This is a genomic window from Siphonobacter sp. BAB-5405, from assembly GCF_002872335.1.
Lineage (GTDB): Bacteria > Bacteroidota > Bacteroidia > Cytophagales > Spirosomataceae > Siphonobacter.
In genome coordinates this window covers 93,294-108,500 of the sequence record NZ_NJAG01000004.1, presented here as the reverse complement: position 1 = coordinate 108,500, position 15,207 = coordinate 93,294, and the positions used below count along the sequence as shown (strand labels likewise).

12 protein-coding genes and 1 pseudogene are annotated in these 15,207 nt (G+C 47.8%); 7 read left to right on the top strand and 6 right to left on the bottom strand.

Features of this window, described 5'->3' with window-relative positions; translation table 11 throughout:
- Positions 1-16: 16 nt before the first annotated feature.
- The 4 genes from BWI97_RS03870 to BWI97_RS03855 all read right to left on the bottom strand — a co-directional run bounded on the left by BWI97_RS03870 (position 17) and on the right by BWI97_RS03855 (position 4,275).
- A complete protein-coding gene (locus tag BWI97_RS03870) occupies positions 17-967 on the bottom strand; it encodes an energy transducer TonB (RefSeq protein WP_158242678.1) in 951 nt (316 codons plus the stop codon).
- Between the two features lie 161 nt (positions 968-1,128).
- Positions 1,129-2,082 (bottom strand): toxin-antitoxin system YwqK family antitoxin, encoded by a 954-nt coding sequence (locus tag BWI97_RS03865; protein ID WP_102200102.1) that lies wholly within the window; start codon positions 2,080-2,082, stop codon positions 1,129-1,131.
- Positions 2,083-2,184: 102 nt separating this feature from the next.
- Complete coding sequence (locus BWI97_RS03860) at positions 2,185-2,520, bottom strand: translation initiation factor (RefSeq protein ID WP_102200101.1); 336 nt, start codon at positions 2,518-2,520, stop codon at positions 2,185-2,187.
- Positions 2,521-2,646: 126 nt separating this feature from the next.
- Complete coding sequence (locus tag BWI97_RS03855) at positions 2,647-4,275, bottom strand: ABC-F family ATP-binding cassette domain-containing protein (protein WP_102200100.1); 1,629 nt, start codon at positions 4,273-4,275, stop codon at positions 2,647-2,649.
- Between the two features lie 202 nt (positions 4,276-4,477).
- Between BWI97_RS03855 and BWI97_RS03850 the strand changes: the two genes are divergently transcribed.
- From BWI97_RS03850 to BWI97_RS03840, 3 genes and pseudogenes are all read left to right on the top strand, one after another.
- Entirely contained in the window at positions 4,478-4,951 is a 474-nt protein-coding gene (locus tag BWI97_RS03850) for an NUDIX hydrolase (protein WP_102200099.1), read from the top strand.
- A gap of 154 nt (positions 4,952-5,105) precedes the next feature.
- Positions 5,106-6,535 (top strand): annotated as a pseudogene (locus tag BWI97_RS03845) (ATP-dependent RecD-like DNA helicase).
- 193 nt (positions 6,536-6,728) lie between these two features.
- Entirely contained in the window at positions 6,729-7,523 is a 795-nt protein-coding gene (locus tag BWI97_RS03840; RefSeq protein WP_102200098.1) for an O-methyltransferase, read from the top strand.
- Positions 7,524-7,591: 68 nt separating this feature from the next.
- Here BWI97_RS03840 and BWI97_RS03835 read toward each other — a convergent pair whose 3' ends face one another.
- Entirely contained in the window at positions 7,592-8,110 is a 519-nt protein-coding gene (locus BWI97_RS03835; RefSeq protein ID WP_158242677.1) for a MarR family winged helix-turn-helix transcriptional regulator, read from the bottom strand.
- 454 nt (positions 8,111-8,564) lie between these two features.
- On the opposite strand from BWI97_RS03835, the gene BWI97_RS03830 reads away from it, so the two are divergent.
- The 3 genes from BWI97_RS03830 to BWI97_RS03820 all read left to right on the top strand — a co-directional run bounded on the left by BWI97_RS03830 (position 8,565) and on the right by BWI97_RS03820 (position 12,646).
- Positions 8,565-9,608 (top strand): HlyD family secretion protein, encoded by a 1,044-nt coding sequence (locus tag BWI97_RS03830; protein WP_094813588.1) that lies wholly within the window; start codon positions 8,565-8,567, stop codon positions 9,606-9,608.
- Between the two features lie 93 nt (positions 9,609-9,701).
- On the top strand, positions 9,702-11,258 hold the full coding sequence (locus BWI97_RS03825; protein ID WP_102200097.1) for a DHA2 family efflux MFS transporter permease subunit: 1,557 nt from the start codon (positions 9,702-9,704) through the stop codon (positions 11,256-11,258).
- 86 nt (positions 11,259-11,344) lie between these two features.
- Positions 11,345-12,646 carry a TolC family protein gene (locus BWI97_RS03820; RefSeq protein ID WP_102200096.1) on the top strand — a complete coding sequence of 434 codons (1,302 nt, stop codon included), beginning with the start codon at positions 11,345-11,347 and terminating at the stop codon, positions 12,644-12,646.
- A 525-nt stretch (positions 12,647-13,171) separates the two neighbouring features.
- Here the strand turns inward: BWI97_RS03820 and ald are convergent.
- A complete protein-coding gene (gene ald, locus BWI97_RS03815) occupies positions 13,172-14,302 on the bottom strand; it encodes an alanine dehydrogenase (RefSeq protein WP_094813582.1) in 1,131 nt (376 codons plus the stop codon).
- Between the two features lie 365 nt (positions 14,303-14,667).
- Between ald and BWI97_RS03810 the strand changes: the two genes are divergently transcribed.
- Positions 14,668-15,126 (top strand): Lrp/AsnC family transcriptional regulator, encoded by a 459-nt coding sequence (locus BWI97_RS03810; protein ID WP_094813580.1) that lies wholly within the window; start codon positions 14,668-14,670, stop codon positions 15,124-15,126.
- Positions 15,127-15,207: the final 81 nt, after the last annotated feature.

Here is a 15,207-nt window from a genome sequence, read left to right as displayed (position 1 = left end):
TCGCCTCTACCAACAATTAAATCAACTTGAAAGGAATCGGAATGGTGAACCGATTCGCTACGGCTTTCCCCCGCTTCGTCGCTGGTTTCCACTTGCCTTTACTAAGCTGAATAACCCGTATGGCTTCTTTGGTCAGAACGGGGTCGGGCGAAGAACTGACCCGAATATCCTGTGGTACGCCCTGCGTATCGATCAAAAAATTCAGGATGACCGTACCCTGGCTTTCTGCTCGCTGAGCCGCTGCTGGGTAGCGAACCGAGGAGGCAATGAAATTCACAACTCCCTCTGCATCAAAACCAATGGGCGTTTCCAGAGCCGTATATGGATAGGTTTTCCCCTGGGCGTCGAAACTGCGGCCTTCCTGTAATACGCCTGCAACATAGGTTTCTTCGTAGGCTTTAATTCCATTTTCCTGATAACCTACCCATACGGAATCTTTCAAGCCTTCGTGATAGGAGCCTACTTCCTGCACTCTTCCCTGCGGATCATACAGGCTCACGGTTCCGTGGCCCTGCGTAACCAGCATCTGGCCCGTACTATCCGCGTAAGTAGTTAGAAGATAACGCAAGGGGGCTTCGTAAGGTCGGGGATTTTTTGACCATACGCCCATTTCCTGAAGTTTCCCATTGGGATAGTACGTTCGCCAGATGCCCATCGGCTGATTTCTGAAGTACCGACCTTCGCGGTGCTTTTGTTGATTCGGATAGAAAGTCGTATACCGATCATGTCTTTCCAGCATGGGCGTAATTCGGATCGCAAATCCTTCCGCCCGTCGTACGCCCGCTTTATCATATTCCGTGTATTGATACAGGGTATCGCCCTGTACGCTTAGGTCGAGGTAAAAACGGGCGGAATCAGGAATACTCGTAGCCACTTGCGTATCCAGGTAATAAATCCGGGTGACGTTTTGAGCGAAAAGGAAGGGAGTAAGGAAAGCGATTAAGGCGGTCAGGAGGTATTTCATCATCTTCATTTATTGGATGCTTTTAACGCAGGACTTTTCTAGTGGTAATTCATCTAACGTTATCTGGAAGTAGATCCGTTCATTCTTTTGGTGTACTGTAACTTCTCGTGAGTAACACGATGCTAAGTACCAACAAAATACTAAACAAACGCAGCTAAATGGCTTTAAAGTCGAACAGGAATATGAAGTTGGGTACTTGTGCATTGGCCGCGATGTTTAGAAGCCTGCCACTTGCCATTCATTCGATTCATAATTCGAATGATTTCTTCCCTTACATAGCGATCACGCAAAGAAGGAACCTGCACTTCCGTAATGTTTCCTTTCGTATTAACAACGCATGATACTAAGATTTCTCCCCTAAAACTACGGGTCCGGATCGTCAAAGATTTAGTAAAAGCCCGGCGTAGAAATGCTTCCAGCGTTTTTTCCTTCCCCGTAAATACGGCGACTTCATCCAGCTTCTTATAGCGATACGGCTGAGCCAGAGCATCGTAGCTAATGCCCTGTATTAGTACACCTTTTTCGTAAATTTCATTGTAAAAAATAATCGATTGCTCACTGGGATATCCCTCCCATACGCCATCCTTTAACCCATTGAGGTATACGCCCTCTTCAATCAATTCCTCCGCTTCATTCCATCGGCTACACGGCCCGGTACCTTTTTCAACCACTAGCTTACCTTTGGTATCGAAATAGCTTTCAATTTGATAGCTCGTAGCATACCTACCCTTTTCGTCTACCGAATTGCTGTCTTTTACCCAGTAACCTACTTCCTCCAGTTTATGGTCTGAATAATATTTTTTTTGTAAACCTTCTGGTTGACCGTTTTTGTATTCCGTTTCTTCTCTGATGGTTTGATTGGTATCGTAAACAATGTACTTGCCTTCTCGTATTAGGGGAGTAATTAAGGGGGTATCTCCCTCGCATTCTTTCATTCCATTCATGGCGTATTGAACGAAATGAAACACCTTATGATCCTTTATGGAATAATCCCTGAAAAACTGGGCAATATCGGGGTTTAACGTTTCCTCGCCATTTTCCTTAAAATAATGTCGTTCAAACGATTGAGCCTGTAAAGCATGGATTGCTAGTATAAAAAAGAATAAATAGTACTTCATCCAAATTGGTTTTAATCACAATAATAAAAAAAACGGCTAGTATGAACTAGCCGTTTTTTCTCAGATAAATGAAAAATAATTTCTTTTCAGAACGCTCCAACCTTACCCTACTTTCTTCGCCTTATATCCTTTTTCAATCAGCCATTTTAGCACCTTATCCCGCTGATCGCCCTGCACTAAAATTTCACCGTCTTTGGCCGAGCCTCCTACGCCACAAAGCGTTTTCAATTTCTTGCCTAAATCCGCTAAGTCGTCTTCCGTACCAATGAATCCAGTAATCAAAGTAACCTGCTTCCCACCGCGTTGTTTCTTATCCAGTTGTACCTTCAGATTCTGCTGGGCAGGGGGCAAAGTGTCCACTTCGGACGGCTCGTCGTTCTGGTATTGAAAATCCGGATCGGTGGAATACACCACACCCGTATAGTTTTTCTTAGCCATGCTGGTTTGGTTGTTGGTTAGTAGTTGTTAGTTGATGGTTATCTGATCGTTATTTACCAAATATCCTGACGTAGAATCTGGTTAACGAACCATCTATCAACCATCAACTAACAACTACTAACTGCATTATACTTTCTCTCCGTACAATTCTTCCCGTTGCTCCTTAATACGGTTATCGGTCAGGTAATCGTCGAAGGTCATAAGTTTATCCAGGCAACCTTTAGGCGTCAATTCCACAATACGATTCGCAACCGTCTGCGTCAACTGGTGGTCATGGCTGGCAAACAGCATTACGCTGGGGAAATCCTCCATACCTTTGTTCAAAGCCTGAATGGATTCCAGGTCCAAGTGGTTCGTCGGCTCGTCCAGCAGCAGTACGTTGGCTCCCGAAAGCATCATTTTCGAGAACATACAGCGTTGTTTCTCACCCCCGGACAAGACCGTACACCGTTTCAGGGCTTCTTCGCCCGAGAACAACATCCGGCCCAGGAAGCTCCGAATAAAGGTTTCATCCTTTTCAGCGGAGTACTGACGCAGCCAGTCTACCAGATTCAGACTGGCATCCGAAAAATATTTGCTGTTGTCGTTCGGCAAGTAGCTCTGCGTCGTCGTTACGCCCCACTTGAAAGTACCCGTCGTTGGTTGGCGTTCGCCCATTAAAATGTCAAACAGAGCAGATACGGCCAGACCATCTTTGCTCAGGAAAGCAATTTTCTGATCGTTCATCACGCTGAACGTCAGGTTTTTGAACAGTACCGTACCATCTTCCAGTACGTAGCTCAGGTTTTCTACATTCAGTACCTGATCGCCAATTTCACGCTCGGGTTTGAAACCAATGTAGGGATAGCGACGGCTGGAAGGTTTAATTTCATCCACCTGAAGCTTGTCCAGCATTTTCTGACGGGCGGTCGCCTGCTTCGATTTAGCCACGTTGGCCGAGAAACGACGAATAAACTCTTCAAGCTCTTTCCGTTTTTCGTCGGCTTTCTTGTTCTGATCCGCTTTCTGACGGGCCGCCAGCTGACTTGATTCGTACCAGAAAGTATAGTTACCACCGTAAATCTGAATCTTGGCAAAGTCAAGGTCAGCAATGTACGTACAAACGTTATCCAGGAAGTGACGGTCGTGGCTGACCACAATTACCGTATTCTTGAAGCCCATCAAAAAGTCTTCGAGCCAAAGGATGGAATCAATGTCCAGGTTGTTGGTAGGCTCATCCAGCAACAGAATATCGGGGTTACCAAACAGGGCCTGGGCTAACAGTACCTTCACTTTTTCGGAAGGGTTCATGTCAGCCATCAGCGTGTAGTGGCTTTCTTCCTTGATACCCAAACCCGAAAGCAGCGAAGCCGCGTCTGATTCGGCTTCCCAACCGTTCATTTCAGCAAACTCGGCTTCCAGATCAGCGGCCCGGTTGCCATCTTCTTCGGTGAAATCAGCCTTCGCGTAGATGGCGTCTTTCTCCTGCATTACTTTATAGAGCTTGTCGTTCCCCATGATGACCGTGTTCAGTACGGTTTCGTTATCATAGGCATTCTGGTTCTGGTTCAGAAAGGACATCCGCTCGCCCGGATCGAGCGATACTGAACCCGTAGTGGGTTCAATTTCACCGGAAAGAATTTTAACGAAAGTAGACTTACCGGCTCCGTTGGCTCCAATGAGGCCGTATACGTTGCCCGGTACAAATTTTAAGTTAACGTCTTCAAAAAGAACCCGCTTCCCAAAGCGGAGCGAAATATTACTTACGGATAGCATTCGTATATCTGGTTTTCTAGTTGCAAAGGTACGGATTTTCAGGCGTTTTTCGGGCAGAAAATGGATTTACTACCGCTCGCCAAACCGCATTTTTATTGATTTTTAAAACGTTTTCGGGCTTACCAGGGTACCCCCTAAAATCTAGGTGTTGTCGCTTTTGTACCTAGTAAACGTATATATTGCCCGAAAAGACGATCTTACGATGAGTACCGAAGTTTTAGAGAAATTTGGAGGGTACGTACGAGTACGGGTCTGTGGCATTGCCGTGGAGGACGACCGAATCTTACTCATTCGCCATAAAGCCCTCTTTGAAGATGGCCCTTTCTGGGCTCCACCGGGCGGTAGTCTGGAGTTTGGCGAATCCATCCCTCAGGCTCTGGTACGGGAATTCAACGAAGAAACGCAGCTTCAGGTTCGCGTGGGCGAGCTTTTGTACGTCAATGAGTTCATTCGCTCCCCTTTACATACGCTGGAAGTCTTTTTCCGGGTGTTTATTGAATCCGGTCAGTTGCAGTTGGGCCACGACCCCGAATTTCAGCAGCAGATCATGGAAGAAGCCGCCTGGCTTTCCTGGAAAGAACTTCAGGCCCTCCCCGATGCTCAGGTGCATTCCGTCTTTCGAAAGTATACGCAGCTATCGGATTTGTTACGACCAGGTGGTTACGGATTACAGTAACGGAACTTCAGTATTTGCCCGAAAATGACGATCTTTACGTAGTAATTTTTTGTTTCTGAAAAACCATACGTCAGCCCCAAGGTGAGGCGTTGGTACTCAGGAGACGCATCGTTGAACGACTCTACGCGGCTCGTTCACTACCCGTTATTTTATTGTGAATACATCCGATACGCCCACCCCCGCGTTTCTGTTACGACAGAAATTTCCCTTTCAGCCTACGAAAGGTCAGCTGGAGCTATTCAATCACATGGAGAAATTTCTTTCCAATGATGATGCTCAGACTTTTTTGCTGAAAGGATACGCCGGTACCGGGAAAACTACGCTCATTAGTACGCTGGTCAAAAGTCTGCCCAAACTGGGTTTCCGCACGGTCCTGCTGGCTCCAACCGGACGAGCGGCCAAAGTGATGGCGACCTACTCCCGGAAAAAAGCCATGACGATTCACAAGAAAATCTATCGTCAGGTTGCCAATAAGTTTACTGGAGCCCTGGAATTTCGACGCCAGAATAACTACCATACCAATACGGTTTTCATCGTGGATGAAGCTTCCATGATTCCCGATGAAGCCGATTTCGGTGGAATGAATGGCCTGCTTACCGACCTGATCGAATACGCCTTTGGGAACGAGGAAGGCGGACCCAATAAACTGCTGTTCGTGGGGGATCTGGCCCAGTTGCCGCCCGTTGGCAAAGACGACAGTCCGGCTCTGGATGCCAAGTACTTACGGGACAATTTTCACATGGACGTCATGGAAGTCGAAATGACCGACGTCATGCGGCAGGACAACGATTCGGGCATCCTGGCGAATGCCACGCGGTTACGCGAAATTCTCTGGGACAAAATTCCGGAGATTCGACTCAGTACCCGGGGATTCCGCGATTGCTTCCGCATGACGGGTGAAAAACTCGAAGACGGCATCAATTACGCCTACCGCAAATACGGCGAGGAAAACACCATTGTCATTACCCGTTCGAACAAAACGGCCGTAGCTACAATCGTTACATTCGGACTCGCATCAAATACCAGGAAGACGAAATCTCGACGGGCGACCGTCTGATGGTCGTCCGCAATAACTATACGGCACTCGATGAGGATTCGCCCGCGGGCTTTCTGGCGAACGGCGATTTTGTGGAAGTGCTGAAAATTCGTGGGTACGAAGAACAGTACGGCATTCGCTTTGCCAACTGCTTGTTACAACTTTCGGACTATCCCGATCAGCCGCCCTTCGACGCAAAAATTACGCTCAATACCCTCGACAGTGCTTCGCCCTCGCTAACCCGCGAAGAAAGTAAAGCTCTGTACGACGGCGTCGCGGCGGATTACGAACACATCGCCTCTAAACGCGAGCGTATGCAGGAAATCCGGAAAGATCCGTATTTAAATGCCTTGCAGGTGAAATTCGCGTATGCCCTCACCTGTCATAAATCGCAGGGTGGGCAATGGAGTGCGGTTTTCATTGATCAGGGCTATCTGACCCTTGAACAGGTCAATCAGGAATTTGTGCGATGGCTATATACCGCTATGACCCGGGCCAGTTTGGAGGTATTTCTGGTCAACTTCCACGGTGATTTTTTCGAATCCTAACATCGGCCGGTACACATGTACCGGCTTTTTTTATGCCTTGTGTTTCATTGTTTTAGAATCAGCATTTGTGTGATTAAATCCTTTCCGTATTTTAGACACCTGATCAATCTATAAGGAACTAATCGTAGTACAACCGCCAGCTTTCATTGATTTTCAGTTTTAGTAAGAATCCAAGACCTCTACTTTGAAATTCATGAATACAGCTTTGTTTACTTTGTATCTGGGAGTATTTAAACGCATCGCCCGCACGGCTGCCCTTAGCCCTTTTGACACCCAGGAACGCCATCGACTCGGCGAGTTGTATGCTCTGTACAGTCCACCCGCTCCCAGCTCAGACCTGCCCGAAGACCCTTACAAACTGCCGAAAACAGATATTCTGGAACTGGCTCACCTGGACAAAAATCTTCTACTGGAAGGCGTGAACGAATGCGGTTTCGGTCACGTGACCGAATTTGAGGTAAAGGTGATCAGTCAGTTAGTTAATCAGTTACAGCCCCGACGGATTTTCGAAATCGGTACCTTTCAGGGAAGAACGACGTTAAATATGGCCCTGAATAGTCCGGCGGACGCCCAAATCGTGACGCTGGATTTACCGCCTTCGGAACTGAGCCAGACGCAGATGCAGATTGAAAAAACGGAGGAGATGTACGTGAAGAAAGCCGAATCCGGCGAACGCTTCAAAGGGCATCCGTTAGCATCCAAGATTACTCAGGTCTTCGGCGACTCCGCTACGTACGACTATTCCCCCTACCATCATCAGATGGATCTGGTTTTCATTGATGGCTCACACGCTTACGAATACGTGCTGAGTGATACAGAAAACGCTCTGCGGCTGGTTCGCAAGGGCGGCACCATTCTCTGGCACGACTATACCAACTGGGAAGGCGTTCGGCGGGCTCTCAACGACTATTATCAGTCCGGGAATCCAGTGTTCCGAAACCTTCGGCACATTGGCGGTACGAGCATTGCCGTACTGACCGTTTCCTGATCCGTACTTCATAAAAAAAGCGGCTCTTCGAAGGAGGAGCCGCTTTCGTATTCGACAAAGCTTGAGGGTTATTTCTTCTTCGTGGATTGCAGCGGATAGTTAGCCGTTTTCTGCTGTAACATATCCAGCCACTGAGTACGCCGGCCTTCCGAGGCTTCCGTCAGTTCTTCTTTGAGTTTATTTTCGTGATAATCCGCCAGATCCAGCAGAATGTCCTTGAGTTGTTCGAGGCGTTCCGTACCGAGGATTTCTTCAAATTTCTGATCTACGACTTTCGTACAGTACTGCCATTCCAGGGTAAACCGAGCCCCTTTATTGGTAATCTTCACGAGTACCGAGCGGGCATCATCGGGATGTTTCTCGGTTTCCACGTACCCCTGCTCCTGCAGTTCCTTCACGATTTTGCTCACGGCCTGCTTGGTAATGCCCAAACTCGCCGCCAGTTCATTAATCGTAGAGCCATCCACCTGAATATGTACCATCAGCACCAGATGACTGAGCCGATACGACTCGTAACCTGCTTCTGCCAGTTTCTGACTTGATACGTCTACTACAATCCGAAAGGCCCGGCTCAGGAGTCGGCCCATAATCCGGTTTCGCTGAACTTTAAACGCTTCAAGCTTTTTTCTTAGTTCCTTATCCATCATTCTCGTCGTCCAAGAAAGAAGTCGAAGTGTTCTTCTCCCCTCCCTTTTCCATTTTAACGTAAATTTAATACAAATTAAAAAAGTACAACATCTCAATCATACATTTCAATTTGTTTTTATTGCTTCAGTTCATAAAACAGTTAGCCACTCAATATTAAATTCCTAATATACAGCAACTTAACTCAATAACCCCTTGAACATTTTTAAAAGAACTCGAGTTATAGTAACGCGTAGTTGACTAACTCGATGCAAAAATAGTTATAAAAAAATAATAGTCAACTAACTTGACTTTTTTAGTCAACTAAGGTTACATTTGCATCGTCAATGTAGTTGACTAACTCCAAACGACACGGGTCTGCATCCCATTTGATCACCACTAATAAATAATTGAATCATGGCTACGCCAGAACAATCTTCATTCCGTAAAATGTTACCCCGGATTATCCTGCTTGTTGTGCTAGGTGTGGGAGCATGGTTCGGATTTTCCGCTTACCAGCACGCCCAAACGCACGAAGAAACCGACAACGCCCAGATCGAAAGTTACATGGTGCCGGTACTACCCCGTATTGCCGGATACGTGAAAACGGTGGCCGTTAATGACTACGACAAAGTAGAAAAAGGTCAGTTGCTGATGGAAATCGACGACGCTGAATATCAGCTGCAACTGGCTGAAATGGAAGCGACGTATCGGCAAATGCAAACCGATGTCGAAAACGCTAAAGCCAGTCTGCGTAACGCGGAACTGACCATCAAAGCTCAGGAGTCGAACCTGAAAGCAACGGCCCTGCGTCGCGATAAGGCCAAATCGGATGCCGAACGCGATGCCCGTTTGCTGGCCGATAAAGCCATCACCCGGAAGCAGTCGGACGACAGCCGCAACAACTCCGAAGTACTGGAACAACAATACGTAGCTGGTCAGGCCGATGTACTGGCCTCCCGCTCCCGCCTGGACGTGCTGCGTTCGGCTCTGCACAAAGCGGAAGCGTCTCTGGATGTACAAAAGACGCGTATTGATCAGCAGAAACTAAAGCTGACCTATTCTAAAGTATACGCTACTTCATCGGGCCGGATTGGCCGCAAGAGCGTAGAGCCTGGCCAGTACATTCAGAATGGTCAGACGACGATGACCATTGTACAGGACAGCACGCTTTGGGTAGTTGCCAACTTCAAGGAAACGCAGGTAGAGAACTTACGCATTGGTTCAGAAGCTACAGTGACCGCGGATGCCTTCCCGAATACACCCATGAAAGGTAAAATCGTATCCTTCAGTGAAGCGACGGGTGCCAAATTCTCCCTGCTGCCCCCCGATAACGCCTCCGGTAACTTCGTGAAAGTAACGCAAAAGATTCCGGTGAAAATCGAGATTGAGAACTTACCCCAATACCGCAACCTCCTCCGGGCCGGTATGAACGTAGAAGTGAGTGTAAAAACGAAATAGTTTTCAGTTGTCGGTTTGCAGGAATCAGCTGAGACGATACCGTTGATCGCTGAAACTAAAAACCGACAACTAACAACTGCAAACTAAACACACATGGCAACCTATCCAACCGGATTTAAGCGGGCTATTATTGTGGCTACGGCCATTTCCGCTGCCATCATGGAGCTGATTGACACCACCATTGTCAACGTAGCTCTGAACCAGATGGCCGGATCGCTGGGAGCAACCATCGAGGACATTGCCTGGGTAGTGACTTCGTATGCCATTGCCAACGTTATCATCATTCCGATGACGAGCTTCCTGGCCGAGTACTTTGGCCGGAAAACCTATTACCTGGGTTCCATCATTCTCTTTACCATCGCTTCGTACTTCTGCGGTCAGTCGACGGATTTATGGGAGCTGGTATTCTGGCGGTTCATTCAGGGGGTAGGCGGTGGTGCCCTGCTTTCGACCTCGCAAGCCATTATTTTCGATGCCTTTCCGCCACAGCAACGCGGGATTGCCTCGGGTATTTTCGCCATGGGTATCATCCTGGGTCCTACGTTCGGTCCTGTACTGGGTGGGATCATCGTGGAAGATTACCACTGGGCGAATATCTTCCTGGTGAACATTCCAGTGGGTATTCTGGCCTCTATTCTGACGATCCTTTACATTGATAAAAAGGAAGGAGAAGGTCAGCATAAAGCGGATATCAAAATTGACTACGCGGGTATCCTTTTGCTCATGCTGGGCGTAGGTTCGCTCCAATTCATGCTTGAAAAAGGCGAATCCGAGGACTGGTTTGAATCCCGACTGATTGTATACACGGCCATTACCGCGGCCGTCGGTATGATTGGGTTCATCTGGCGGGAACTGACCACGGATCACCCCGTCGTGGATCTGCGGGTGATGAAACGGGGTACCTTGGGAATTACGACTATTTTCAGTTTCGTCGCCGGGATTGGTCTATTTACGGCCATGTTTGTCTACCCGGTGATGGTACAGCGAATCATGGGTTATACGCCCACAATGACTGGTCTTTCGCTGCTTTGGCCTACGCTGATTGGCGTATTCATGATGCCCATCGTAGGTCGGCGGCTGTCGGCGGGAGCTTCTCCCCTGCCGTTTATCATTTCGGGTATTTTGCTGATGATTGCCTTTGGATTCTATGGGGGTACATTCAACGCCGACGCCAGTCAATGGCAGTTTTTCCCGGCACACATGCTACGGGTATTAGGCATTTCGCTGTTACAGCTCCCCCTGACGAACCAGGCCGTAGCCGGTCTTTCTCCGAAAGAATACCCGAATGCCATTGCCATCAATAATATGATCCGGCAGTTGGGCGGTGCCTTTGGTGTAGCCCTCGCCAACAACTTTGTGGCGATTCAGTACGCTCAGCACCGTTCGGATCTGATGGCGAATTTGTACCCCGGCAATCCGCTGCTGACGGAACGCTTGCAGTCGATGGGCGGAGCCAGTATGCGGGCCTACCGGATGCTCGAAGCCGCCGTCGATAAACAGGCGTATCTGCTTTCGTACCTGGATACGTTCCGGATTGTCGGTTTCTTCTTCGTGCTCATCTTGCCCCTGACGGTCATTCTTCGTCAGAAAAAGAAAAAGACGCCCGAAGAAATTGCAGCAGCGGCAGCAGCCATGGCCGAAGCCCATTAAAGTGTTATCAGTTTACCGTTGTCAGTTTTCAGAATATTCGCTGAAAACTGGCAACTGAAAACTAAAACTCATTCAATTCTCCCAACATGAAATCCATATCAGTACTGGCCCTCGCGTTGCTTACGAGTTCGCTGGCCTTTGCTCAGCAGCAGCCCAACGACGAGGTGCTCAACGGATTAATTCGTCAATCCATTCAATACTACCCCCAGTTAAAACAGCAACAGCAAGCCCTTTCCCTGAGCGAAAGCCGTACGCAGATGGCCGAAGCCGCTCGTAAGCCTTCCGTGAGTGGCGACGCTTCGTATCAGTACATCTGGCCTTTGCAACGCGTAACGTTCGAAATTCCGGGTCTGGGTTCGAATGCGATTCAGTTTGCTCCGCGGAATAACTACAACGTGGGTGTTTCGGTGAGTCAGACCGTCTACGATTGGGGAAAAGATGCGGCTAACATCGACAAAGCCCGCACCGAGAGCCTACTTTCCCAGCAAAACGTTGATTTGGCCACGCATCAGCTGGCCTATCAGGTAGCTCAGGTTTACTTTAGCATTGTGTACCTGCAGAAAGCCATTACCGTACAACGGGCCCAGGAATCACTCGTGGGTGAGACGGCTAAAGTGATCGAAAACCGCATCAAGAGTGGGGATGAAATTGATTACAACCTGGTCGCTACGAACGTTCGCTACAAAAACGTCCGGACGCGTATCGTTGATCTGCAGACGCAGCTCGATCGGCAGTTCATCCTATTGAGCTCGCTGGTGGGTAAAGATGTTCGGTCTACAGTCAACGCTGAGGCTGGCTTTTCCTGGTCTTCGCTGGTTACGCCCCAGGATTCATCGAATGTGAATAACAACTGGGATTTGCGTTTGGCCAAAACCCGTGAGTTAGTCGCTGAGAAAGACATTCAAATTGCGAAAGCAGCGAAATTACCCACTTTTTCGTTCAACGGATCGACGGGTTTCCGCAACGGTTTCCAGCCCGAAATCCAGGAGTTTCGCTTTAATGGCGGGTTAGGTTTCCGTCTGTCGGCTCCCATTTACGCGGGTGGTCGTCACCAGATTCAGGAAGACATCGCCCGCAAAAACCTTCAGTTGAGCCAGTACGGAACGGAAACGGCTTCCGTACAAATTCGTACCCAACTTGAACAGGCTCAGTCTGAATTACGTTCTACGACCGAGAAGCTACGTTTGTCAGAAACGCAGCTTCAGGAAGCTCAATACGGCCTTCAACTTGCGAATGTTCGCTTCCAGAATGGAGTCATTACCCAGCTTGAAATCCAGTCGGCACAAACCGCTCTGGAGGAGGCTGAATTCCAGCGAATTCAGTACCAATATCAGCAGGCACTGGCCCGTCTGGAATTAAATCGTCTGATTGGTACCAAAATTTGGTAATGGATTTATCCGTGGTACGAAATTTTGATCTAGTCTATGTAAACTATTTTTTTAGGAGATACGTTATATAACTGAGTCTCCCGTACAAGCCATAAATGATTAAAAGTGTCATCGTTTCGATGATCATTTCATCAAAACGGAGCACTTGAAGAAACCTAAAGTTTTTTTTACGAAGTCGAACTTTTGAAAATAACTTTAGGTTAATACTTTAGAAATGACTGAGTTAGTAAGAAGAATTAAGTTTTAATTCGACATACATATACTCGACGGATCTTCGTTTTAACTACCCCAAAGGTAGAGTCCCCACGGGGGTCGCGGAGCGAAGTTTAGTCCTCGAAAAGCATTAAAAAAAAGAAAAGACAGATAGGTTGAAGGTTGAACGATGATTACCGGCCTGCTTTGCGGGCCGGTAATTTTGTTTATATACGTTTCAGTATCACCCGCCTATAAAAAAACCGCCCGAAAACATCCGGGCGGCTAGCGGTTTTATAGTTGCTGATTTGATGAATATCTTGACTGAATGATCTAAGCAACAATTACTTTACCCAGTACGTCATCTACGGGCGTCAGTGGCAATTCCCAGGCATCGGCTACTCCTTTGTATACCGTCTTGCCGTGTACCACGTTCAAGCCTTTTTTCAGCTCTTCGTTTTCGCGGCAGGCTTTCTTCCAGCCTTTATTCGCAAGTTGAATCGCGTAGGGCAAGGTTGCGTTGGTAAGAGCCAGCGTGGAGGTGTACGGTACCGCACCAGGCATGTTTGCCACGCAATAATGTACAATACCTTCCACGACAAAAGTTGGGTCTTCGTGCGTCGTTGCGTGTGAGGTTTCGAAACATCCCCCCTGATCGATGGCCACGTCCACCATTACCGTACCCGGACGCATCAGGCTGAGCATATCCCGCGTAATGAGTGAAGGAGCCTTAGCACCTGGAATCAGTACGCCACCAATGATCAGATCCGTCGTTTGAACCAACTGACGAATGTTGTATTCATTGGAGATAACCGTATCCACGTTCGCAGGCATGATGTCTTCCAGGTAACGTAAACGCGGCAGGCTAATATCTACAATGGTTACATTCGCTCCTAGTCCCGCCGCCATTTTAGCCGACTGCGTTCCTACGATACCGCCACCCAGTACGAGTACGTTGGCGGGTTTCACTCCGGCCACGCCGCCCAACAGGATACCCCGGCCACCCATGGGTTTTTCGAGATACTTGGCACCTTCCTGTACGGCCATCCGACCGGCCACTTCGCTCATAGGAACCAACAGGGGCAGGCTACGATCCGTTTTCTCAACCGTTTCGTAAGCCAGACAGATGGCACCACTTTCCAGCATGGCGTGCGTCAGTTCCTGAGAAGACGCGAAGTGGAAATACGTGAAGAGTAACTGATTGGGTTTAATGAGAGCGTATTCGGAGGCAATGGGTTCTTTTACCTTTACAATCATCTCCGCGATTTCGTATACATCCTCAATCGTCGGCAAAATGGTTGCTCCAGCGTGCACATACTCGGCATCCGTGATTCCACTGCCTAAGCCAGCCGTCGCCTGTACGTAAACGTCGTGACCACTTTTCTTGAATTCGGCCACACCCGCGGGCGTTAAAGCCACACGGTTTTCGTTGTTTTTAATTTCTTTGGGAACCCCGATAATCATAGTTTTTTGTCGTTAGTGCTGCTTGTACAATGGACGCGTCAGTGGAATGGCTGGCAGGCGTGAAACTTTTTACAAAAATCGCTATTCAGAATAGTTTTCGTTCTTAATACTATAAATAAGAAATTTGTTTTATTATTAGGTCTATTCAAAGTTCATTTTACTGTAAATAATACTCAAATGAAGCTTTCTACCGAAAAAATTTCTGTACGACTCAACCGATGCTCCACTCCGCTTGCGGTGGAGTAAGCCACACACTAATTTCGGAATCTGATCTTTTCCGTGTATAATGCATAGCTTTCAAATTTTCCTTTGCAAATACGTTCTTCCCTGACTGACTTTATCTTCACTCGAATCGCGAAAAACGTATGGAATTAGATACTATTGATCGCCAACTGCTCAATCTCTTGCAGGAAAATGCTCTGCTCACGGTACGTGAACTGGCCGAGCGGGTACACCTCAGTATAACGCCCGTTCATGATCGAATCAAAAAACTTGAGAATCAGGGGATTATTGAAAAATACGTAGCCCTCATCAACCGTAAACGCATTGGCCGGGGGATGATGGTGTACTGTTTTATCACGCTCGATAAACAACGACAGGAAAGCTTCCAGGAATTTAACGAGGCCATTCGAAAACTCCCTGAGGTACTCGAATGCAGTGTTGTATCGGGCAACTTTGACTATTTACTGAAAGTCATTGTTTCCGATATGGAGGCGTATAACACGTTTTACCAGAGCAAACTGAGTGTCTTGCACAGCGTTTCGCACATGAGCAGTTCTTTCGTCATGGAAGAGGTAAAAAGCACCACCCAAATTGGATTGTAACGCAATGAAGCACCCCTACCCTCCTATCATCATTCTGGATTAACGTAAGTTCTTGGATACTTTGGGCTTAGCTCTTAAATC